Genomic DNA, 20,591 nt, shown 5'->3' on the forward strand with positions numbered 1-20,591 from the left:
TTCGTTTGCGCGAGGACGCCCCGGATGTTTCCTCTCCGTGCCTGCCCCTCAAAGTCATCGTTCGGCACGCGTTACAGGAGTTCGTGTATTTACGCCGCTGTTTTGTTCAAATCGCTATGTGCCACACCGAGCTGAAATTGTTGCACCAGGGCCAACAGCTCTTTGGCATAGTCATCCAGTTCGCGCCCGCTCGACATCAATGTTCCGGCCATTGCGGCATTCCGCTGGGTCACCGTGTCCAGTTCGCTGACACCAAGGTTTATTTCCGTCAGCCCACGAGATTGTTCTTCTGACGCACCGGCGATTTCGGATATGGCGGTCGAGATTTCTCCCACCCTTGCGACGATACCGCTGATCGCTTGGCCGGCTTTGCCAACAAATTCTACCCCGCTGCGGACTTGGGAAGAACTCTGCTCAATCAGGCCCTTGATTTCGGTCGCAGAGTCGGCGGACCGATGGGCGAGACCACGCACCTCTGTCGCGACAACAGCAAAGCCGCGACCGGCCTCGCCTGCGCGGGCAGCCTCTACGCCCGCGTTTAACGCGAGCAGGTTTGTCTGGAACGCGATGTCATCAATGACGCCAATAATACTGGATATCTGATCTGACGAAGCCTCGATCGCCTCCATGGCAGCGATCGCTTCATCTACAATCTTGCCGGTTTCTTCTGCATCTTGCCTTGTTTCGGTCGCGATGATGTTGGCGCCTTTCGCACTTTGTGCTGCGTGGTTCACCGACACGGTAAGCTCTTCAAGTGCGGCGGCTGATTCTTCCAATGTTGCGGCCTGTGTTTCGGATCGTCTTGAGAGGTCTTCTGATGATTGGCTCATGCCTGAAACATTGGTTTTGATCTTGGCCGCGGCGCCAGCGACCTGCCCGATGGTTTCACCCAAACGGTTCATTGCAACATTAAAGCTCTGGCGCAGTCGACCGTAGTCTTCGGGGAAGTCTGTTTCGATCTGGCAGTTCAAGTTCCCGCGCGACACCTCTTCAAGATGAGATTGCAGCGCTGTGACGACAAATGCAGCCTGATCATGGTTCTTTTTGGCGCGTTCGCGCGATGTCCTGGCAACCTCTGTCTGTTCTTGCAGGGCCCGACGCTCGGTTTGCAGGGCGGTTTCAGCGGCGGCGCGTTTGAGCAAACTGAGCAAAAGAACACCGGTTTCGAGCAGGACAATGCCTGCATGTACTGCAGCCCGTTGCAGGTTTCCCACGATGTCGCCGCCAGGAAAAACCAACTTGGGTAGCAGAATACTGAGCGAAACATGGTGCAATGCCACAAGGACGGTCGCGAAAATCAGTGCTCTGGGATTGGCCAGCGTTGATATGATGGCAAGTGCCGCGAAGAACAACATATGTGAATCGATCTGCCACGGGTGTCCCGTCAGCGCAGAGGTCAACATGATGCAATGCCCGATAAAGCAAAAGCTAATCACATAGTCCCGCAAACTTGCTGAAAACAATGTAGACAGGTTGACTGCAATCCCAAGGCCAAAACCAACGGCGGCAAAGATCCACCATGTTGCAAGATCATTCAAGAAAAAGGCGGCCGCGGCGGGGATGGGTGCCAGGATCCAGTTTACCACCTGTTGCAGAAGCCGTTCGTCAGACGACAGACTGTGTGCCGCGCCTTTGGTTGATGTTAACATAGGTCCAATATCTCCTCTCCGCCCAGCACCAGCCATGCCCCATTGCTGATAAGGGTGTCATAGCTTTGCGTATTTTGTAGCTGAACAAAGGCCCCAATGGGCGCGCGGTCGGGGTAGACGTCTGTCATGCCCGAGGCCAAAAGGATCCTGTCAATTGACACTCCGAAAGGGGAGGCGATCACAAGCGCGATCTCACCGCTTTGCGGCTTTTTCTGCGTGACGAGGGCCAACACCGGTGATGCGATCACTAAGGCCATTGTGCAAGTTATGAACAGAGCAGACTTCATTGGACGATCCTTATTGGCAACGGACTTATCCGACGTGAATTAAGAAAAAGAGAACCCGATTTTTTGACCTTGGCTGGGTGTGTGACGCGATGACGGACGTCGCACCCCTTTCCCTTCCCCTACCCACGCGGTAAAGGGGCGCATCTGAAACAAGGAGCCAGCCAAATGGGCTATCGAATCGTCGTTGTCGGCGCCACCGGAAACGTGGGCCGCGAAATGCTGAATATCCTCGAAGAACGGGCCTTCCCGATCGACGAGCTTGCCGTACTTGCCAGCCGGAAATCGCTGGGTACGGAAGTTAGCTTTGGCGATAAGACACTGACGACGAAAGACCTTGATACTTTTGATTTCGCTGGCTGGGACATGGCGCTGTTTGCCGTTGGATCAGACGCGACCAAGATCTATGCGCCCAAGGCCGCCAAAGCGGGCTGTGTCGTCATCGATAACTCGTCCCTTTATCGCTATGACGCCGATGTGCCCTTGATCGTGCCAGAGGTGAACGCAGAGGCGATCCACGGCTATACTAAAAAGAACATTATCGCGAACCCCAACTGTTCGACCGCACAGATGGTTGTGGCGCTAAAGCCGTTGCATGATCGCGCGACGATCAAGCGTGTTGTTGTCAGCACGTATCAGTCCGTGTCTGGCGCGGGCAAAGGCGGCATTGATGAGCTGTGGGATCAGACCAAGTCAATCTATAACCCAACAGACGACAAGCCGCCCAAGCAGTTCACCAAGCAGATTGCCTTCAACGTGATCCCGCATATCGACAAGTTCATGGATAGCGGCGAGACCAAGGAAGAGTGGAAAATGGTCGCTGAGACCAAGAAGATCGTTGATCCGGCGATCAAGGTCACGGCGACTTGCGTTCGCGTGCCGGTTTTTGTGGGTCACTCCGAGGCCGTGAACATCGAGTTTGAAGACTTCCTTGATGAAGACGAGGCCCGCGACATTCTGCGCGAGGCCCCCGGTGTCATGGTCATCGATAAGCGCGAGGATGGCGGGTATGTCACCCCCGTCGAATGCGTCGGTGATTTCGCCACCTTTATCAGCCGCATCCGGCAGGACAGCACGATTGATAACGGTCTGAACCTTTGGTGCGTGTCCGATAACCTGCGCAAAGGTGCTGCCTTGAATGCGGTGCAAATCGCGGAGTTGCTGGGACGTGAGTGTCTGAAAAAAGGCTGAGCCTCGTTGGAGTGAGTTTGAAAAGGGCGTCCGTATGTGGCGCCCTTTTGATTGCTGGTGGATGGGTGGTTTGCGGACTTTGCAGCCGTTCAACAAAAACTGGGCAATGGCTGCTTCATTTAAGGAGGCCTGTTATGAAACGCTCAACCCTCTGCTTCATCGTTGGCTTAGCCGGACCAGAAGACCAACCACCACCATTCTCAAAGATTTGCTCTTGCCAAGTGGACCGCCCTTGTCGCCACAAACCGCGATGAGCGGAGAATTGCATGCCGTCCCAATCCATGAACCACACGTCGTTGGACAAGTGAAAGGTGCAGTAACTTTCGCTCCAAATGTAGCGGCTCCTTACGGTATCACCAGCCTGAGCTACCAGTAGATCCTCTTTCAAGCTGTCAGGGGTTATCCGCCGATACCGGTCCCCTACGCTCATTACGGTCTCACGGAGCACGCAGGTAATCAGGCATTCTTGCAGAGGTACTCCAACGTCAGCAAATTCTTTGAGTTCTTCCTCAAAAACGGCATCGCCTTTGGCGTAAGTGTTCGGATCAGAGGGGTCATTGCTGGCTGCAACCACAAATACCCCCTGATTTTCAACACTGAAGGTGGTGTAGCCGTCTTGTGATTTCAGTTCATCCAAAGGAACAACCTGATCCTGACATGAGAGCGGTGAATTATTTGTGTCTGGATGTGCGAACTGTGATTTGCTCAATGTGAGCGCCCCAAATCGACGGTAAAAGTCTTCAAGGATTGGGTTGAGGCCTTGAGGCACAGCGCTTTCTGGAGCAGACAGCTCGGTTGGAGGTACCTCATACCACTTTGAAAGCAGGTCTTGAAGTTCTACAAAATTCATCACGATAAAGAAGGCCCAAAAGTTTATTGCGGTCAGCATTGCAGACGTTCGCGCTTCCTCCAGCATATGTCAAAGAGGGCTGATTGTGTTGAAAAACTCTGCTTGTTTGGCGAGCTGATCGCTGATTCAATTTCGGTATTCATACTGGAGGTTGATTGCGATGATGGGACCGAAGCAGGAAGCGCAGGCGGCCTTGTTCTATGAGTTCTCGCTTGAAGATCACGTCCCGCAAGATCACCTGCTGCGTGCGATTGATCGGTTCGTTGATCTCAGCAGCATTCGCGCCCATCTGACGGATTTCTACAGCCACACAGGCCGCCCATCGATTGATCCGGAATTGATGATCCGCATGCTGCTGGTTGGATACTGCTTTGGCATCCGGTCCGAGCGTCGGCTCTGCGAAGAGGTGCATCTGAACCTCGCATATCGCTGGTTCTGCAAACTCGATCTGTCAGATCTCGATCCCCGATCATTCAACCTTCTCCAAGAACCGGCATGGACGGTTCCGTGACTGCGATCTGTTCCGCCATCTATTTGAGACGGTCGTGGAGCGCTGCATGGCTGAGGGTTTGGTTGGCGGCGAGACCTTTGCGATAGATGCCAGCATCATCCAGGCCGATGCCAACAAGCAATACTCAGCGTCAAAGGCGGAATGGGAGGCCGCGCAGATCGACCCGGCGGTCGTTCCGCGAGCCGTGCGGGAATATCTTGAGACATTGGATGACGCCGCATTTGGTGCCGCAAGCGATACGACACCAAAGTTCACATCCTTCTCTGATCCCGCCAGCCAGTGGACAGGTGCGTTGAAAGGACCAGCATTCTTTGCCTATTCGACCAATTATCTGATCGATACTGACCATGCGATCATTCTGGATGTCGAGGCGACCCGCGCCATCCGTCCGGCTGAGGTTGGGGCAACCCAAACAATGCTGACCCGCACGCGAGACAGGTTCGATCTTTTTCCAGACCGGCTGGCAGCGGACACCGCCTATGGTTCAGGCAACATGCTGGGTTGGCTGGTCGATCAAGACATTGAACCGCACGTTCCAGTGATCGACAAATCAGATCGCAAAGACGGGACATTCACTAATCTCGAGTTCCGCTACGATCCAGCCACAGACGAATACACCTGCCCTGGTGGCAAACCCCTCAAGAAGTACTGGCGTAAGATGCGCACCCCGCGCATCGGCGTTAGTAAGGATGGCATCAAACGGTACTACGCCAGCAAGACACACTGCTCCACCTGCGCCCTCAAAGAACGCTGCACGCCCAACAAAGATGCCCGCATTGTCTCACGGCATGTCCATGAGGCGGCGCGTGACAAGGCACGCGAGATCGCCAAGACAGACGCATATGCCGAAGCCAGCAGACGACGAAAGAAGGTCGAAATGCTCTTCGCCCATCTCAAGAAGATCATGCGGCTCGACCGCCTGCGTCTGCGCGGACCAAACGGTGCGAAAGACGAATTCCTCCTCTGTGAACTCGAGGCGAAGTGCGAAGACTGATATGTTGTTCTATTCCAGTCGGTTCTGAATTTCCATCAGCTTGGTCGCGAAGACTTCCGCCGGTGTCCGGTAATTCAAACACTTGCGCGGCGTTGAATTGAGGCGATGGCAAATCGACCTCAAATATCGATTTGTCAGCGCCGTCGGTTCGGTTGATCTGGGGAGATACTTCCGCAACCTGTTGTTCGTGTTCTCGACAGTGCCTTTTTGGTAGGGCGCTTGCGGGTCACAGAACCAAGCATCTGCACCGATCCCAGCTTTGAGGTGCTTCCAGGCCGAAAACTCGGTGCCTCTGTCGAACGTGATTGATTGACGCGCATCGGCGGGCAGGGGAGCCAAGCCTTGGATCAGGGCTTCCATGATCGGTTTGGACTGACGATCTTCATTGCGCATCACGACCGCGTATCGGCTGACGCGCTCGACCAGAGAGGTCACGTTCACCTTTCCATGCTCTTTGCGGAACATCATTAAATCGCACTCCCAGTGGCCGAACTCAGCGCGCGCTGCGATGCTCTTGGGCCTGTGTGAAAGGCTTTGCACATCGAAGATATGCGTTCGGTTGTGCCTGCGGTAACCTCGTGGCCTGCGGCGACGGCGATGTTCAGGCAGGTGGCGATAGAACTGCTCATCGCGACCGTCTTTGGAATAGGCGAACCGATAGATCGTCTCGTGGCTAACGCGGATCGGGTGGCGTTCAAGACGCATCCGCCCCGCGATCTGTTCTGGCGACCAGCCGGCCTTGAGCCGATCCTCAATGGCTGCCTTCAGTTCTGGATGGACGATCATTTTACGATGAACTGCACGACGGCGCTCATACATGTCCTGAGCGTTCAAAGCGTAGTAACCGTTGAGCTGTGGCAGTTCCCGGTCATCATAGTGGTTGCGTCGAACGTCTCGGTAGATCGTTGAGACATCGCGGCTCAGACGATCCGCAATCTCAGACATGGACATTTTGGCTTCACGCCACTTTGCGATCTTACGTCGTTCTTCTAAGCTCAGGTGAGAGTAGTGGGTTCCCATTCAATATCCTCCATGCAACATTCTGTTTTGATACAGAATTTGCACTTCGTTTGTGAATCCACCCTCGCCGCAACCGCCCAAAACCTCCGCAAACTCGCCAAACTGCGCCCAATGCGCCCCGCGATGACATAAGATCGACGCCAGCCACAATAAACACTCACATCATCGCGCTTCTCAAACCGAGTTTTTCAACACAATCGGCTCAAAGCAGACACCCACTACAAAAAATTCTCACCCCCACCCAAGGATCGCCCCCCGCCGTCCGTCAAACACTGTATAATGACACGTGACATATGCAGGAGACCATTCATGTATCGCCCTTTTTTGACCACCAGCCTGATTGCGCTTGCCGCCCCCGGTTTTGCTGACACATTCACTGCGCAAGCACGAGTGGATATGGTGACGATCTACCCCGGTCTGGCAACTGTGACCCGCCAGATCACGCTGGACGTGCCTGCGGGCCAGCATCAGATCATTGTGCCCGAGCTTCCGCAGTCTCTGTCCAGCGAAGGGCTGCGTGTCGCCGCACCCAGCGGGACACAGATCGGGGCGGTGAATTTAGCCTTTGATCGCCTGCCGGTGACCCCTGACCAAAGCGCGCCAGAGGTCGTCGCCGCGCAAGATGAAGTGGAGCGTCTGGAAGGCGTGTTACGCGAACGCACAGCACAAATCGCCGAGATCCGTTTGCGCGTGGCGGCGGCAGAAGAGCAGATCGCGTTTTTGCAAAGCCTGTCGCAAGCCAGTGCTGGCGAAAGCCTGAACGCGGCCAATATCGCCGATATTCAGGCTTTGGCGCAGATGGTTGGGTCAGAAGTGCTTGCCGTGCGACAGGCCGCGTTTGATGCGGAGCAAGAGGCGCAAGCCGCCGAACGGGATCGCGCCGCGGACATTGAAGCCCTAAACGACGCCAAACGCGCATTGGCTGCTTTGCTCGCTCCGGAACAGGACGGGTCTGTGTTGACCTTCTCGCTCGCGGCTGCGGAGGCGGGTGAAATCACGATCGACATCAGCACGTTGGAGGGTTTTGCCAATTGGTCCCCTGTTTATGACATGCGCTTGACGACAGGCGAGACCCCCGCGCTGGATATCGACCGCGGTGTTGTGATCAGCCAGCAAACCGGGCAGGACTGGGATGATGTGACGCTGGTGCTGTCTACCGCGCGCCCCGGTGAGCGCATTGCCCCCGGACAGGTCTTCACCCCCCTTCGCCGGATCATTTCCGAAGATGATCTGGAGCGCGAAGAGAGCCTGATGATGATGCAATCTGATGCCATTGCTGGTTTGTCACGCAGCATGGTTGTTGCAGAGGCCACAGCGGCCCCAATGGTCACGGCGAAGGCCGATTTCAGTGGAGCGACGGTGACCTATACCTATCCGGGTCGTGTCGATATCCGCAACGGGGTAGAGGATTTGCGTCTGGCGTTGGACACTGTGTCGCTGGACGCAGAGGTATGGGCGGAGGCTGTTCCGAGCCAGGACAGCATTGCCTACCGCATGGCGGAATTCACCAACACAACGGATGAGGTTTTCTTGCCGGGGCAAGCGCTGCTTTTTGCTGATGGTACGATGATCGGGTTCAGCCAATTGCCATTGCTGGCGGCGGGCGCTGATACCGACATGGGCTTTGGCCCGCTTGATGGTCTGCGGCTTACCCGCGTGACGCCGAATAAATCCGAGGGAGACGTCGGCGTATTCACCAGTTCCAATCAACTGACCGAACAGGCGGTTATGACGATCGAAAACCTGACTGGACAGGCGTGGGATGTGCTATTGCGCGATGGCGTGCCCTACAGCGAACAGGATGATCTGGAAGTCGAGTTTGCAGCGACCCCCTCTGTCACCCGCGAGGACGTAGAGGGACGCCGGGGCGTTTTGGAGTGGGACTTGCAGGTTCCAGCGGGGGAACGCCAAGACGTCACATTGGACTATACGCTGACATGGCCAAGTGGGTATGTCTTGCGGTAACTGTTCCATCACAAGCTTGGGTTTGGAAAGACTTTTGACATCAGCTAACGCGAACAGACGACCGGAGCCGCATAGCAGATGCGCTGTGGGTAATCAGGCATGACTGCGCAGGCCAACCGCGCCCTCATGCCCGACTACCTTCGGCTGATCGCGCTTTTTGGCATCGTCATCGTCAATGTTCAGTACATTGCTTTTTCGGCCCTTGTGGGGCTGACCGATCAGGTAGCCAAATCCAATGCCGATGACGTCACATTGTTTCTCGTCCACGGGATCGCACTGCTGAAAACATACGGTTTGTTTTCGTTTATGTTTGGTGTCGGGCTTGGCTTTCTGATGCGCGCGGCAGAGCGGCGGCGGCTGCCATTTGGCAAACTGTACCGCAATCGTATGATTGGCTTGCTGTTGCTCGGTATGGCCCACGGCTTGCTTTTCTTCCCGGGCGATATTTTGGTGATCTATGCCGTGACGGGTTCGATCCTGTATCTGTTTCGGAACTGGACCGCACAGCGACTGGTCCGCGTGGGCGCAGTTTTGCTCATTTTGCAGCTGATCATTGTCCAGCTGCTGGTGCTTCTTCCTGATGACACACCTGCGGAGTTCTTTGAGTTTGAACGTGTGGCCTTGGTCGATGGCGGGTTTGCCGATGCGGTGATCTTCCGCAGTATCGGGTTTGCGTTCACACTACCGGTATTCTTGGTCTTTCAGGGGATCTCGACCTTGGGATGGTTTTGCCTGGGTTTGGCGGCTGTAAAGTCCGGGATTATCGACACTGCCAACCACCCGATATGGCGCCGCGCGCGGCGGTTGTGTCTGCTGCCTGGCCTTGCCCTTAGCCTTGTTGGCGCGGCGATGTGGCAGTGGGGTGCCGCGTTGCCCGGTGCGGCGCTGACGCTGAGTAGCGCGCCTTTGGCCACGCTTGGTTATCTTGGTGTGATTGCTGCTATCGCCCGCCCCCCGGGGCCGCTGATGGCGCGGGTCCTGCGCGCCGGCGGCTCCAGTCTGAGCATATATCTAGGTCAATCGATCATTCTCTCGACCATATTCGCAGGATACGGTTTTGGTCTGTGGGAGACGGTGGACAGGATGACGGCAACGCTGATCGCAGTTGGCGTGACAGTTCTGTTGATCGTCTTGGTCTCAATCTGGCGGTTGAGGTTCCCGCAGGGGCCGTTCGAGATGGTTCTACGGCGGATTACCTATGCCGGGATGACACCAAAAAAAATATGAACCTGAATGCAATAAGGGCCCCGCATGGGGGCCCTTGGTTTTACATATTCGGATAGTTCGGTCCGTCCCCGCCTTGCGGCACCGTCCATGTGATGTTCTGGCTGGGGTCTTTGATATCGCAGGTTTTGCAATGCACGCAGTTCTGGAAATTGATCTGGAACTTTGTTTCCGCTCCTTCACCCACAAATTCGTAAACCCCCGCCGGGCAATAGCGCGCGGATGGTCCTGCGTATTTGGCCAAGTTCACGCTGACTGGCACGTCCGGGTCGGTCAGGTGCAGGTGCGCCGGCTGGCTTTCTTCGTGATTGGTAAAGCTGAACGAGACGTTGGTCAGCCGGTCAAAGGACAATGTGCCATCTGGCTTGGGATAGTCGATTTCCTTGTGCTTGCTGGCGTCTTCGGTCGCGTCTGCGTCCGATTTGCCATGCGCAAGCGTGCCAAGAAAGCCGATCCCAAAGGTGTTCATCCACATGTCCATGCCACCGATACCAAGTGAGGCCAGCAGGCCGTACTTGGACCACAGCGGTTTGACGTTGCGCACTTTCTTAAGGTCATCGCCAATCTCGCCTTTGCGTACGGCTGCGTCATAGCCACCCAGAAGATCGCCGCTGCGGTCCGCTTTGATCGCAGAGGCAGCAGCCTCTGCCGCAGCAATGCCTGACAGCATTGCGTTATGGTTGCCCTTGATCCGCGGTACGTTGACCATGCCCGCTGCACAACCCAAAAGCGCGCCGCCCGGGAACTCAAGCTGTGACATAGACTGGTAACCACCCTCGGAAATGGCGCGTGCACCGTAGGCGACCCGCTTGCCGCCTTTGAGAAGCTCTGCGACCTGCGGGTGATGCTTGAAGCGCTGGAATTCCATGTAAGGGAAAAGATGCGGGTTCTTATAGTTCAGGTGGACCACGAAGCCGACATAAACCTGATTGTTCTCAAGATGGTAGATAAAAGAACCGCCACCCGCATTGCTTTCCAAAGGCCAGCCCATCGTATGGGTCACGGTGCCTTCTTTGTGCTTTTCGGGGTCAATTTCCCAGATTTCCTTCATTCCGAGGCCGTATTTCTGCACGTCGGATTTGGCTGCCAGATCGTATTTCGCGATCACCTGTTTGGACAGTGATCCACGCACACCTTCGCCAAGGAAAACATACTTACCATGCAGTTCCATGCCGGGTTCATAGGATGGACCGGGGGTGCCGTCAGGGTTCTTTCCAAACTCACCTGCAACCACGCCTTTGACTTCGCCGGTTTCACCATAGACGACCTCGGAACAGGCCATTCCGGGGAAAATCTCAACGCCCAATTCTTCGGCTTGTTCAGCCATCCAGCGGCAGACGTTTCCCATTGAGACAATGTAGTTGCCGTGGTTGTTCATCAACGGCGGCATCACGAAGTTGGGGATGCGCAGCTGACCGGCCTCACCCAGCATGTAAAAGTTGTCTTCCTTTACGGGCACGTTCAGCGGCGCGCCCTTTTCTTTCCAATCGGGGATCAGCTTGTTCAGGCCAACCGGATCAAGCACCGCGCCAGACAGGATATGCGCGCCGACTTCGGACCCTTTTTCAAGGACAACAACGTTCAGGTCAGCGTCCAGTTGCTTAAGACGGATCGCAGCAGACAGACCTGCGGGACCCGCACCCACGATAACCACGTCATATTCCATTGCTTCGCGTTCAATCTCGGCCATCGGCATATCCTTCAAACTCTGCGGGCGGAGCCCCTTTAATTCTGTCGCAGCAAGCGTTACCTGATGCATGGTTAAGGGGCAATCAAGACACGACGTCAAAATTGGCGCACGCGACATCAAATCGCGGCGAAGCCTTGACTTGGCCGGGCCGTAATAGACTATGAACGCTTGATTTATACTTTTCCCCCGGGAGGGGAGTGACGATGGACAAGATACCACTGACCCGCGCCGGCTTTGACAAGCTGGATGCAGAATTGAAGCATCTGAAAACGGTCGAACGCCCGGCAATTATCCGTGCGATCGCCGAAGCACGCGAGCATGGCGATCTGTCCGAGAATGCTGAATATCATTCTGCTAAGGAAAAGCAGTCGTTCATCGAAGGTCGCGTCAAAGAACTCGAAGGGGTGATTTCACTTGCCGATGTGATTGATCCGGCCAAGTTGTCTGGCACCATCAAGTTCGGTGCGACGGTCGAATTGGTTGATGAGGACACGGATGAGGAAAAAACCTATCAGATCGTCGGCGAATATGAGGCGGACATCGAAAACGGTAAGTTGAATATGAAGTCCCCCCTGTCACGGGCCTTGATTGGCAAAGACGAAGGTGACAGCGTGGATGTACGTACACCAGGCGGTGTGCGCAGTTACGAGATTTTGTCGATTAGCTATAAGTAGAGAGTGCGCAACAGATGGCGCAGCATCCAATAAAAAGTAGGGCCCGCGAGGCCGATGGTCTGTCGCAGGGCGAGGCGCTGGCGGTTGCCGTTGCAGTTGGATGGATGGTCGTCATCGGCATTCTGTTTTGGATGCTGCCGGGTGATGCGCCAAGCGAGAGTTTCGCCCGTGTAAGGTGGATTATCTTTCTGATCGCGATCTTTACGCCGGTTGGTTTGGTCTGGGTTGCCGCACTTTCATCGCGCGCGACGCGCAATTTGCGCGAAGACCTCGCGATGACACAGGAGGCCTTGGGTGAACTGTATCGCATGCAGGCGGAACAAAGCGCCGCACTCAGGAAGACGGCGCTGGCAGCCGGACCGCAACCTGATCCTGCCGCTGCTGTGCAAGCAGAACCAGCCATAGGGCCAGTATCGACTGCCCTTCCAGAGTCTGCGGTGTCACGGTTTTCCTCCAGACGCGAGGTGTCGCGCCTGATTGTGCCCCGCGCCGCGCCGCAAGCAACTGCGGATCAGCCGGCGCTTGCGCTGGATACCCCACCCGAAGATATTGACCCGCCGATTGAGCGGCCAGACTTGATCAAGGCGCTGAACTTTCCCGATGATGAGAACGACAACGATGGCTTTGCAGCACTGCGCCGTGCCTTGCGTGACCGCAGTGCGCGCAAGCTGGTGCAGGCCAGCCAAGATGTGCTGACCCTTTTGTCGCAGGACGGCATCTACATGGATGATCTGCGCCCCGAACCCGTGAGCGCAGATTTATGGCGGCGGTTTGCCGGTGGTGAGCGTGGCAAATCTGTTGACAGTCTGGGCGCGATCAAGGAACAGACCTACCTGTCTGTGATCAGTAGCCGCATGCGCGAAGATATGATTTTCCGCGACTCGGTGCACCATTTCTTGCGTCGTTTCGATCAGATGCTGGTCAAGTTTGAAGACACCGCGACTGACACGGATTTACTACAACTCGCGGAGACCCGCACTGCACGCGCCTTTATGCTGCTGGGCCGCTCAACCGGTACGTTCGATTAACCCCGATGTGGGATATTTTCCTCCAAACGCTGCCGTTCTTCATGATCATCGCGCTGGGATATGGGTCTGGCCGGTCGCATTTCTTTTCTGAAGAGGCGACCGCCTATCTGACCAAGTTCGTTTTCTACTTTGCCTTATCGGCGATGTTGTTTCGTTTTTCTGCGAATCTATCTCTTGAAGCGATCCTCGATTGGCAATTCGTGATGGCATATCTGAGTGCCTCGAGCGTTGTTTATGTTCTCGCCATGACACTCGCGCGCCGCCGTTTGGTCCCGATGGCCGAAGCTGCGGTTGAAGGGCAATGTGCAGTGATCGGGAATGTCGGCTTTTTGGGTATTCCCATGCTTGCGCTGCTGTTGGGTGAGGCGGCGGTAGGGCCGATCATGATGGTTCTCGCGGTTGACTTGATCGTCTTTGGCAGCCTGATCGTGATTCTGATCACGGGGTCACGCGACGGGAGCATGTCGCCCAAAGTCCTGTGGACGGTTGCCGTTGGGTTGATCAAGAACCCGATGATCGTGTCCATCTCATTGGGGTTGGCGGTGTCGGCGAACAACATCGCGATCCCCGGTCCTGTGAACGAATTCCTTAGCTTGCTTGGGGCGGCGGCCACACCCGGTGCGCTGTTTGCAATTGGTGCGTCATTGGCCAGTAAGTCGGCAGAGCGCGTGGCGATTGCGGGCTGGCTGTCCTTTTGCAAACTGGTGCTGCATCCGGCGGCTGTGGCTGTGGCCGCACTCTTTCTCTTTGACGTTGATCCTTATGCGGCTGGCGTGATGATTGCCGCAGCAGCGCTGCCCGTTGCAGGCAACGTCTATATCCTGGCACAACACTACGGTGTGGCGCCCACGCGGGTCTCAGCATCCATTCTGATGTCGACCGCGGCAAGTGTTGTGACCGTGTCACTGGTCATTGCATGGGTGACAAGCTTTTGAAGCTGCGCTAGCCCTTGGTGAAACGAAAGGGTGTGCTTATGGAAACGATCTCGGAGAACCAGTGCTTTGGCGGTATGCAGGGCGTGTATTCACATGCCTCTGATGCCTGTTCCTGCGATATGACTTTTGGGTTGTTTTTGCCAGCCGAGGTCGCAGATGGCCCTGTGCCGGTCTTGTGGTTTTTGTCGGGTCTGACCTGCACCCATGAAAACGCGATGACCAAGGCGGGCGCGCAGGCCTGGGCGGCAGAGCAGGGGATCGCGCTGGTCTTTCCCGATACATCGCCACGCGGCGAAGACGTGCCCGATGATGAGGCCTATGATCTGGGCAAAGGGGCAGGCTTTTACATTGATGCGACCCAAGCCCCTTGGGACACACATTTCAAAATGTGGACCTATGTGGATGAGGAACTACCTGCGCTGCTGGGCAATAACTTTCCGCTCGACATGACGCGCCAATCCATCACCGGCCATTCGATGGGTGGGCATGGTGCGCTGACCATGGCGATGGCGTTGCAGGGGCGGTTCAAATCGGTGTCTGCCTTTGCGCCCATCTGTCATCCGACAGCCAGCGACTGGGGCCGCAAACAATTCGCCGCCTATTGGGGGGATGAGGCGAATTGGGGCCCCCATGACGCGACTTTGTTGATGCAGGAATTGGGCTTTGACGGCCCGATCTTGATTGATACCGGCACGGATGACCAATTCGGTGATCTGCTGGGAACAGAGCATTTTGCGCAAGCGATGGCCGTCAAGCGCCAGCAGGGCCAGATTAGGCTGCAAAAGGGCTACGACCATTCGTATTTCTTTATCTCGACCTTCATGGAAGACCACGTCGCCTTTCATGCCGAGGCGCTTTACGGATGATCTACGTTGATGCCGATGCCTGCCCGGTCAAGGCCGAGGTGGAACGTGTCGGCACACGGCATAAGCTGCGCATGTTTGTGGTGTCTAACGGCGGTATTCGTCCGTCGCAAAATCCGTTTGTGGAAACCGTTGTGGTGCCCGATGGCCCTGATGTAGCGGATATGTGGATCGCGGATAGGGCCACCAAGGGCGATGTCGTGATTACGGGCGATATTCCACTGGCCGCGCGCTGTATCGAGAACGGCGCGCTGGTGCTGAAACATAATGGTGAGGCGCTGACACAGGCCAATATCGGCAATGTGCTGGCGACCCGCGATCTGATGACGGATATGCGTGCGGCTGATCCCTTTCGGCAAGGCGGCGGTAAGCCTTTTAGCAAAGCGGACCGCGCGCGGTTTTTGGATGGGTTGGAACGGGCGGTGCGGGCTGCGGCGAAACCATGACGCCACTGTCGCCTGCGAAACTTGGCGCGCTTTGTGCGTCGGTCGCGGTCGTCTTTTTCTCGATCAATGATGTGGCGATCAAGTTTCTCAGTGGTGGCTATGCCCTGCACCAAGTGGTGCTGATCCGGTCGGTCATTGGCCTGATCATCATCGTCGCGATCATCGCACCGATGACGACGGGCCGGGCGATTGCCCGTACCAAAAAGCTCAAGATGCATATGCTGCGCGGGCTTTGTGTCGTCTTTGCCAATATGACCTTCTTTCTGGGGCTGGCGGCGATGCCTTTGGCGGATGCTGTTGCGATCTTTTTCATCAGCCCTCTCTTGATCACCCTGTTCTCGGTGCTGTTTTTGAACGAGGTCGTTGGCCCCCGGCGCTGGGCTGCGATTGCGGTGGGTTTTGTGGGTGTGCTGGTGATGATGCGGCCCGGAACGCAGGCGTTTCAACTGGCGTCGATTCTGCCGCTGGCGGCGGCGTTTTGCTATGCAGGTATTCACATCATCACCCGCCGGATCGGGGGCACGGAAAGCGCGGCCACGATGGCGTTTTATATCCAGATCATGTTCATCATTGTGGGCATCGCCTTTGGTCTGATCGTCGGGGACGGACGGTTTGGGGATCAGTCCGACCCATCGCTCGCATTCTTGTTTCGCGAATGGAGTTGGCCTTTGGTCGCTGACTATCCTGTCTTCGTGATCATTGGCATCGGCATTGCTGTGGCCGGGTATTTGATCAGCCAAGCTTACCGAGTTGCGGACGCGTCTTATATCGCACCGTTTGAATACCTTGCCCTGCCGATTTCGGTGGTCTGGGGCATGCTGATCTTTGACGAATTCCCTGACGCCTGGGATTATTTCGGCATGGCTTTGATCCTTGGGGCAGGGCTGTTCACGATCTGGCGCGAGGCGCAGACGAAAGCCGTGGCTTTACAGCGCCCGTTGCGGCGTTAGGCTGAGCCCAAGCAAGCGCGGGAGACAGCATGCCAGAGGTCAAAGCAGTGGTTTTCGATATCGGGAATGTCCTGATCGAATGGCAGCCAGAGCGGTTCTTTGACAGTGTCATCGGGGAAGAGCGCAGGCGCGCGATGTTTGCCGCGATTGATCTGCACGGCATCAATGATGAGGTGGATCGTGGCGGCAATTTCCGCGAGACGATCCACGCCGCCGCCAAGGCGAACCCCGATTGGCATGACGAGGTGCTGATGTGGCACGACCGTTGGATTGAAATGGCCGCCCCTGCGATTGATCATTCAGTGCGTTTGCTGCGGGCCTTGCGCAGTGCAGGCGTGCCCGTTTTTGCGCTGACGAATTTTGGTATTCAGACGTTTGAGGTAGCCGAACCGGTTTATCCGTTCTTGGGCGAATTTGACCGCCGTTACATCTCTGGCCATATGGGCGTGATCAAACCCGAGGCGCAGATTTATCAGATGGTTGAGGCGGATTGCGGGGTGCCGCCCGGCTGCCTGTTGTTCACCGATGACCGGATCGACAACATCAATGTGGCAAAAGCCCGAGGCTGGCAGACCCATTTGTTTGAAGGTGCGCAGGGGTGGGCGGATCGTTTGGTCGCTGAAGGGCTGTTGGCTGCGAAGGCCGCGCAATGACCGTGATGATCCCCTTTGAAGAAGGGCAAGAGAACCTTGATTGGCTGGCGCTAACGGACGCTTTGGCAGCGGGCCACGCGGGGCCAAAGGCCGATGTGGCCGATGTTTTCCTCTATGAAGGAGAGAACACATTGCTGAACCGCTCCGCTTGGATCGCGGGGCTGGGGTTGGCGGTCAAATGCGCGACGATCTTTCCCGGCAACAAACACGCGGGCAAACCTGCAATCGGTGGCGCCGTGAACCTGTTTTCCGGCAAGGATGGGGCGCTTGAGGCGATCCTTGATTTTGCGCTTGTGACGAAGTGGAAGACTGCGGGTGATAGCCTGTTGGCGGCTCGACGCTTGGCCCGTCCGGATAGCAGGAAAATCCTGATCGTGGGTGCGGGCACTGTTGGCCATTCGTTGCGCGAGGCTTATGGCGCGGCTTTTCCAGATGCGCAGTTCACTGTTTGGAACCGTTCGGCGGCAGGAGCGGAGGCGATGCAGGCGGCATTCCCGGATGTGACGATTGCTACGGATTTGGAACAGGCGGTGAAAGGTGCCGATGTGATTACATCGGCTACAATGACAACGGAACCGATTATCAAAGGGGACTGGCTGCAACCGGGCCAGCATGTTGATCTGATCGGGGCCTACCGCTCGGACATGCGCGAGGTGGACAACGCGGCATTGGCCCGCGCCCGTGTTTTTGTCGATAGCCGAGAGACGACAGTCAACCATATCGGAGAGCTGAAAATCCCCATCGCAACCGGTCAGTTCAAACCCGAAGAAGTCATCGCAGACTATTATCAGCTGGATCAGTTTCGCCGCCATACTCCCGACGAGATTACGTTGTTTAAGAATGGCGGCGGGGCGCATCTCGACTTAATGACGAGCCGGTACATACTGGAAGCCCGGACCGCATCGGGTTAAAGGCCCAATTAGAATTAGTGAAAGGCGTTCTTCGTTGGTTTGGGTTTTGGTTGTATTGGGCGTGGTCATCTTTGGCTATATTGCCATCCGTCCTTTTTATGTTGAACGTCGTCGCACGGCGATTGGCCCGACAGAGAGACACGGCGCCAAGGGCGAATTCATTCAACTTTCGCAGGGTGTCACGCACTGCCGCTGGACCGGGTCAGCACGCGGTCCGGTCGCCGTTGTGATACACGGTGTTGCAACACCGATGATTTCGATGGATGCGGTGGCAGAGGGCCTGGGTGATCTTGGATATCGGGTCTTGATGTATGACCTTTATGGGCGCGGCCTTTCGGATGCGCCGCCGGGTGACCAAAACCGGCAGTTCTTTCTGCGCCAGCTCTCTGACTTGTGCGCCTACTATGGTTTGACCGAAGAAATCACCGTAGCGGGCTATTCGATGGGTGGCAGTATCGCGACTGCCTTTGCCGCCGAGTTCCCGCATAGCATCAAAAGCGTGATCCTTGTCGCAAGTGCCGGTATTGCGACGAACGAAAGCTATTTCTCGCGCTTTTGCCGGCGATCCTCGTTCGTGGGTGATTGGGCCCATGCGATGTTTGCCCACAATCGGATTCTGCAAGGCGATCCCTGAAAAGGGGGCCACGCAAGAGATCGAACAGGTCATGCGCGTGCAACGCCGCGAATTGAAACGCCGGGGCTATTTGCCCGCCCTCTTGTCCAGCCGCCGCGGTATGCTGTCCGAGACGCAAGAAGAAGACCATCGCAAGCTGGGTCGTCAGGGCATCGCGGTAACGGCGATCTGGGCAGGGAAGGATCCGATCATCCCGCTGCGCGCGGTTGGCCTTTTGGGCCTTTGGAACCGGGCGGCCCGGCAAGAAGTTGTCGAGGATGCAGATCATGCGATGCCCTACACCCACAAAGATCAGTTGATCGAAGCGCTGCGCGCAGTACTGCGCGACTAGGCAGGGCCGCTTTTCATTGTATCTGTCGCGCGCTATCCAATTGCTATGAAGGTTCAAGACGCATACGACGCGGCGGTCGCATCGGGCACCCTAAAGGCCGATGATGCGCAGATCGTTGTATTGCCAGAGCTTGAACGCATAAGGGCCGCACTGGCCGAGCCGGTCAAACGCAGCTTCTTTCGCAAGTCGCCCGATCAAATCCCGGGCCTGTATATGTGGGGGGCGTCGGACGCGGCAAATCCATGTTGATGGATATGCTCTATGATCTTGTCGATGCGCCGAAACAACGCCGCCACTTCCACGCCTTTATGCAGTGGGTGCATACGGAAATGACCGACGCCCGCAAGGCGGGTGTTGATGATGCGTTGGCACCAGTAGCGGCAAAACTTGCAGATCAGGTGCGTTTCCTTGCTTTTGATGAGATGCAGATCACGGATATTACCGATGCGATGCTTGTCGGGCGGCTGTTTGAGGCGCTGTTTGCGCGCGGTGTCGTCGTCGTGACGACATCGAACAGACCCCCGATGATTTGTATAAGGACGGATTGAACCGACAGCTTTTTACCCCGTTCATCGCATTGCTGAAAGAAAAGATGGTCGTGCATGAGTTGGCGAGCCCGACCGACTATCGGCAGGACCGTCTGGCGGGTACGCCAAGCTACTTCACACCAGTAAATTCTGACGCACGCAAAGCCATCGACGATATCTGGATGCGCCTAAGCAATGGTCAGTCGGAAAAATTGGTATTGCATGTGAAGGGACGTGAGGTCGAATTGCCCGATTTTCACAATGGTGTTGCGCGGGTGAAGTTCTTTGACCTGTGCGGGCGTCCTTTGGGTGCGGGGGACTACCTTGCTTTGGCAGAGGCCGTCCGTGTCCTGATCCTTGAAGACATACCGGCCTTATCGCGGCATAATTTTAACGAAGCGAAACGGTTCGTGACGCTGATTGACACGCTCTACGAAGGGAAGGTCCAGCTGATCTGTAGCGCTGCTGCGACGCCTGAGATGCTTTATGTCGAGGGAACCGGCACGTTTGAATTTGAGCGCACCGCCAGCCGCCTGCGCGAAATGCAATCGGCTGAGTGGGGCGCTTAGATCGCTTTGAAATCGCCTGACTTCGGATCATAGGCTTCCAAACTCCCCTCACCGATATCGTTCCAAAGGCCGTGAACTGAAAGCCTGTCCTCTTCAATTGCGGTTTTAACAAAAGGAAAGGTCATGAGGTTCTCGAGGGAGATAACGACAGATGATTTCTCGAGGGCGCGCTTGCGTGATGCATCATCGCCGTCAGGAAGTGCCGCGTAGCCCGGACGCAGGATATCCATCCAACGGCCAACAAAGCTGCTGGCTTCTTCCAGTTCGGGCGCATTGCCCGAACACATATTATAGCACCCCTCAACCCCGCCGCAGCCAGAGTGACCCAGCACGATCAGGTGCGCGACCTTCAAACCGGTGATCGCATATTCGACTGCCGCAGAGGTGCCGTGATGGTGGCCGTCTGGATTAAATGGCGGCACCAGATTGGCAATGTTGCGATGGATAAAGAACTCGCCCTGATCGGCGCCAAAGATCGACGTGACATGCACCCGGCTGTCGCAACAAGAAATCACCATTGAACGCGGATGCTGCCCATCTTCGGCCAATCGGCGGTACCAACCCTTGTTTTCAGTATAAACCGTGGCTTTCCAACCATGGTAGCGGTTGACCAGATAGGCCGGAAGGGGGCGAGCGTGGTGCATATTGCTGTCTTTCGTTGTTGCAGCAGGAATACGTCGCATTTTCGAGAA

General features: G+C 56.1%; 19 protein-coding genes and 2 pseudogenes. 15 read left to right on the plus strand and 6 right to left on the minus strand.

The window, feature by feature from the left end:
- Nucleotides 1-89: 89 nt before the first annotated feature.
- On the minus strand, nt 90-1,649 hold the full coding sequence (locus ACZ1G5_RS11240) for a methyl-accepting chemotaxis protein (protein ID WP_472732919.1): 1,560 nt from the start codon (nt 1,647-1,649) through the stop codon (nt 90-92).
- Complete coding sequence (locus ACZ1G5_RS11245; protein WP_472732920.1) at nt 1,643-1,936, minus strand: hypothetical protein; 294 nt, start codon at nt 1,934-1,936, stop codon at nt 1,643-1,645. The genes ACZ1G5_RS11240 and ACZ1G5_RS11245 overlap by 7 nt, the downstream gene beginning before the upstream one ends.
- 165 nt (nt 1,937-2,101) lie before the next feature.
- On the opposite strand from ACZ1G5_RS11245, the gene ACZ1G5_RS11250 reads away from it, so the two are divergent.
- Nucleotides 2,102-3,124 (plus strand): aspartate-semialdehyde dehydrogenase, encoded by a 1,023-nt coding sequence (locus tag ACZ1G5_RS11250; protein WP_472732921.1) that lies wholly within the window; start codon nt 2,102-2,104, stop codon nt 3,122-3,124.
- A gap of 115 nt (nt 3,125-3,239) precedes the next feature.
- On the opposite strand, the gene ACZ1G5_RS11255 is transcribed toward ACZ1G5_RS11250, so the two are convergent.
- A complete protein-coding gene (locus ACZ1G5_RS11255) occupies nt 3,240-4,040 on the minus strand; it encodes a hypothetical protein (protein ID WP_472732922.1) in 801 nt (266 codons plus the stop codon).
- 94 nt (nt 4,041-4,134) lie between these two features.
- Between ACZ1G5_RS11255 and ACZ1G5_RS11260 the strand changes: the two are divergent.
- Nucleotides 4,135-5,479, plus strand: a pseudogene (locus ACZ1G5_RS11260) (IS1182 family transposase).
- A 9-nt stretch (nt 5,480-5,488) separates the two neighbouring features.
- Here the strand turns inward: ACZ1G5_RS11260 and ACZ1G5_RS11265 are convergent.
- A complete protein-coding gene (locus ACZ1G5_RS11265; RefSeq protein ID WP_472732923.1) occupies nt 5,489-6,499 on the minus strand; it encodes an IS30 family transposase in 1,011 nt (336 codons plus the stop codon).
- Between the two features lie 309 nt (nt 6,500-6,808).
- On the opposite strand from ACZ1G5_RS11265, the gene ACZ1G5_RS11270 reads away from it, so the two are divergent.
- Both ACZ1G5_RS11270 and ACZ1G5_RS11275 read left to right on the plus strand, forming a co-directional pair.
- On the plus strand, nt 6,809-8,464 hold the full coding sequence (locus ACZ1G5_RS11270) for a DUF4139 domain-containing protein (RefSeq protein ID WP_472732924.1): 1,656 nt from the start codon (nt 6,809-6,811) through the stop codon (nt 8,462-8,464).
- A 126-nt stretch (nt 8,465-8,590) separates the two neighbouring features.
- Nucleotides 8,591-9,691 (plus strand): DUF418 domain-containing protein, encoded by a 1,101-nt coding sequence (locus tag ACZ1G5_RS11275; RefSeq protein WP_472732925.1) that lies wholly within the window; start codon nt 8,591-8,593, stop codon nt 9,689-9,691.
- A gap of 40 nt (nt 9,692-9,731) precedes the next feature.
- On the opposite strand, the gene ACZ1G5_RS11280 is transcribed toward ACZ1G5_RS11275, so the two are convergent.
- The gene (locus tag ACZ1G5_RS11280) at nt 9,732-11,378 is read right to left on the minus strand and encodes an electron transfer flavoprotein-ubiquinone oxidoreductase (protein ID WP_472732926.1); all 1,647 of its coding nucleotides are present in this window, start codon (nt 11,376-11,378) and stop codon (nt 9,732-9,734) included.
- A 203-nt stretch (nt 11,379-11,581) separates the two neighbouring features.
- Between ACZ1G5_RS11280 and greA the strand changes: the two genes are divergently transcribed.
- The 11 genes and pseudogenes from greA to zapE all read left to right on the plus strand — a co-directional run bounded on the left by greA (nt 11,582) and on the right by zapE (nt 19,899).
- Nucleotides 11,582-12,052 (plus strand): transcription elongation factor GreA, encoded by a 471-nt coding sequence (greA, locus tag ACZ1G5_RS11285; RefSeq protein ID WP_472732927.1) that lies wholly within the window; start codon nt 11,582-11,584, stop codon nt 12,050-12,052.
- 14 nt (nt 12,053-12,066) lie between these two features.
- Nucleotides 12,067-13,080 (plus strand): hypothetical protein, encoded by a 1,014-nt coding sequence (locus ACZ1G5_RS11290; RefSeq protein ID WP_472732928.1) that lies wholly within the window; start codon nt 12,067-12,069, stop codon nt 13,078-13,080.
- Between the two features lie 5 nt (nt 13,081-13,085).
- Nucleotides 13,086-14,015 (plus strand): AEC family transporter, encoded by a 930-nt coding sequence (locus tag ACZ1G5_RS11295; protein WP_472732929.1) that lies wholly within the window; start codon nt 13,086-13,088, stop codon nt 14,013-14,015.
- Between the two features lie 38 nt (nt 14,016-14,053).
- Nucleotides 14,054-14,881, plus strand: a complete 828-nt coding sequence (gene fghA, locus ACZ1G5_RS11300; protein ID WP_472732930.1) for an S-formylglutathione hydrolase — start codon at nt 14,054-14,056, stop codon at nt 14,879-14,881.
- Complete coding sequence (locus ACZ1G5_RS11305) at nt 14,878-15,324, plus strand: YaiI/YqxD family protein (protein ID WP_472732931.1); 447 nt, start codon at nt 14,878-14,880, stop codon at nt 15,322-15,324. The genes fghA and ACZ1G5_RS11305 overlap by 4 nt, the downstream gene beginning before the upstream one ends.
- Entirely contained in the window at nt 15,321-16,274 is a 954-nt protein-coding gene (locus ACZ1G5_RS11310) for a DMT family transporter (RefSeq protein WP_472732932.1), read from the plus strand. Before ACZ1G5_RS11305 ends, ACZ1G5_RS11310 begins: the two co-directional genes overlap by 4 nt.
- Nucleotides 16,275-16,303: 29 nt before the next feature.
- Complete coding sequence (locus tag ACZ1G5_RS11315; protein ID WP_472732933.1) at nt 16,304-16,927, plus strand: HAD family hydrolase; 624 nt, start codon at nt 16,304-16,306, stop codon at nt 16,925-16,927.
- On the plus strand, nt 16,924-17,838 hold the full coding sequence (locus ACZ1G5_RS11320) for an ornithine cyclodeaminase family protein (protein WP_472732934.1): 915 nt from the start codon (nt 16,924-16,926) through the stop codon (nt 17,836-17,838). The genes ACZ1G5_RS11315 and ACZ1G5_RS11320 overlap by 4 nt, the downstream gene beginning before the upstream one ends.
- 34 nt (nt 17,839-17,872) lie before the next feature.
- Entirely contained in the window at nt 17,873-18,472 is a 600-nt protein-coding gene (locus ACZ1G5_RS11325) for an alpha/beta fold hydrolase (protein ID WP_472732935.1), read from the plus strand.
- Nucleotides 18,429-18,803, plus strand: coding sequence for an alpha/beta fold hydrolase (locus ACZ1G5_RS11330; RefSeq protein WP_472732936.1), 375 nt, complete (start codon nt 18,429-18,431; stop codon nt 18,801-18,803). The genes ACZ1G5_RS11325 and ACZ1G5_RS11330 overlap by 44 nt, the downstream gene beginning before the upstream one ends.
- A 45-nt stretch (nt 18,804-18,848) precedes the next feature.
- A pseudogene (gene zapE / locus ACZ1G5_RS11335) lies at nt 18,849-19,899 on the plus strand (cell division protein ZapE).
- Here the strand turns inward: zapE and ACZ1G5_RS11340 are convergent.
- Entirely contained in the window at nt 19,896-20,543 is a 648-nt protein-coding gene (locus ACZ1G5_RS11340) for a carbonic anhydrase (protein ID WP_472734320.1), read from the minus strand. The pseudogene zapE and the gene ACZ1G5_RS11340 sit on opposite strands and share 4 nt — an antisense overlap.
- Between the last annotated feature and the right edge of the window lie 48 nt (nt 20,544-20,591).

The sequence above is a fragment of the Yoonia sp. JB2-21 genome, assembly GCF_055693545.1.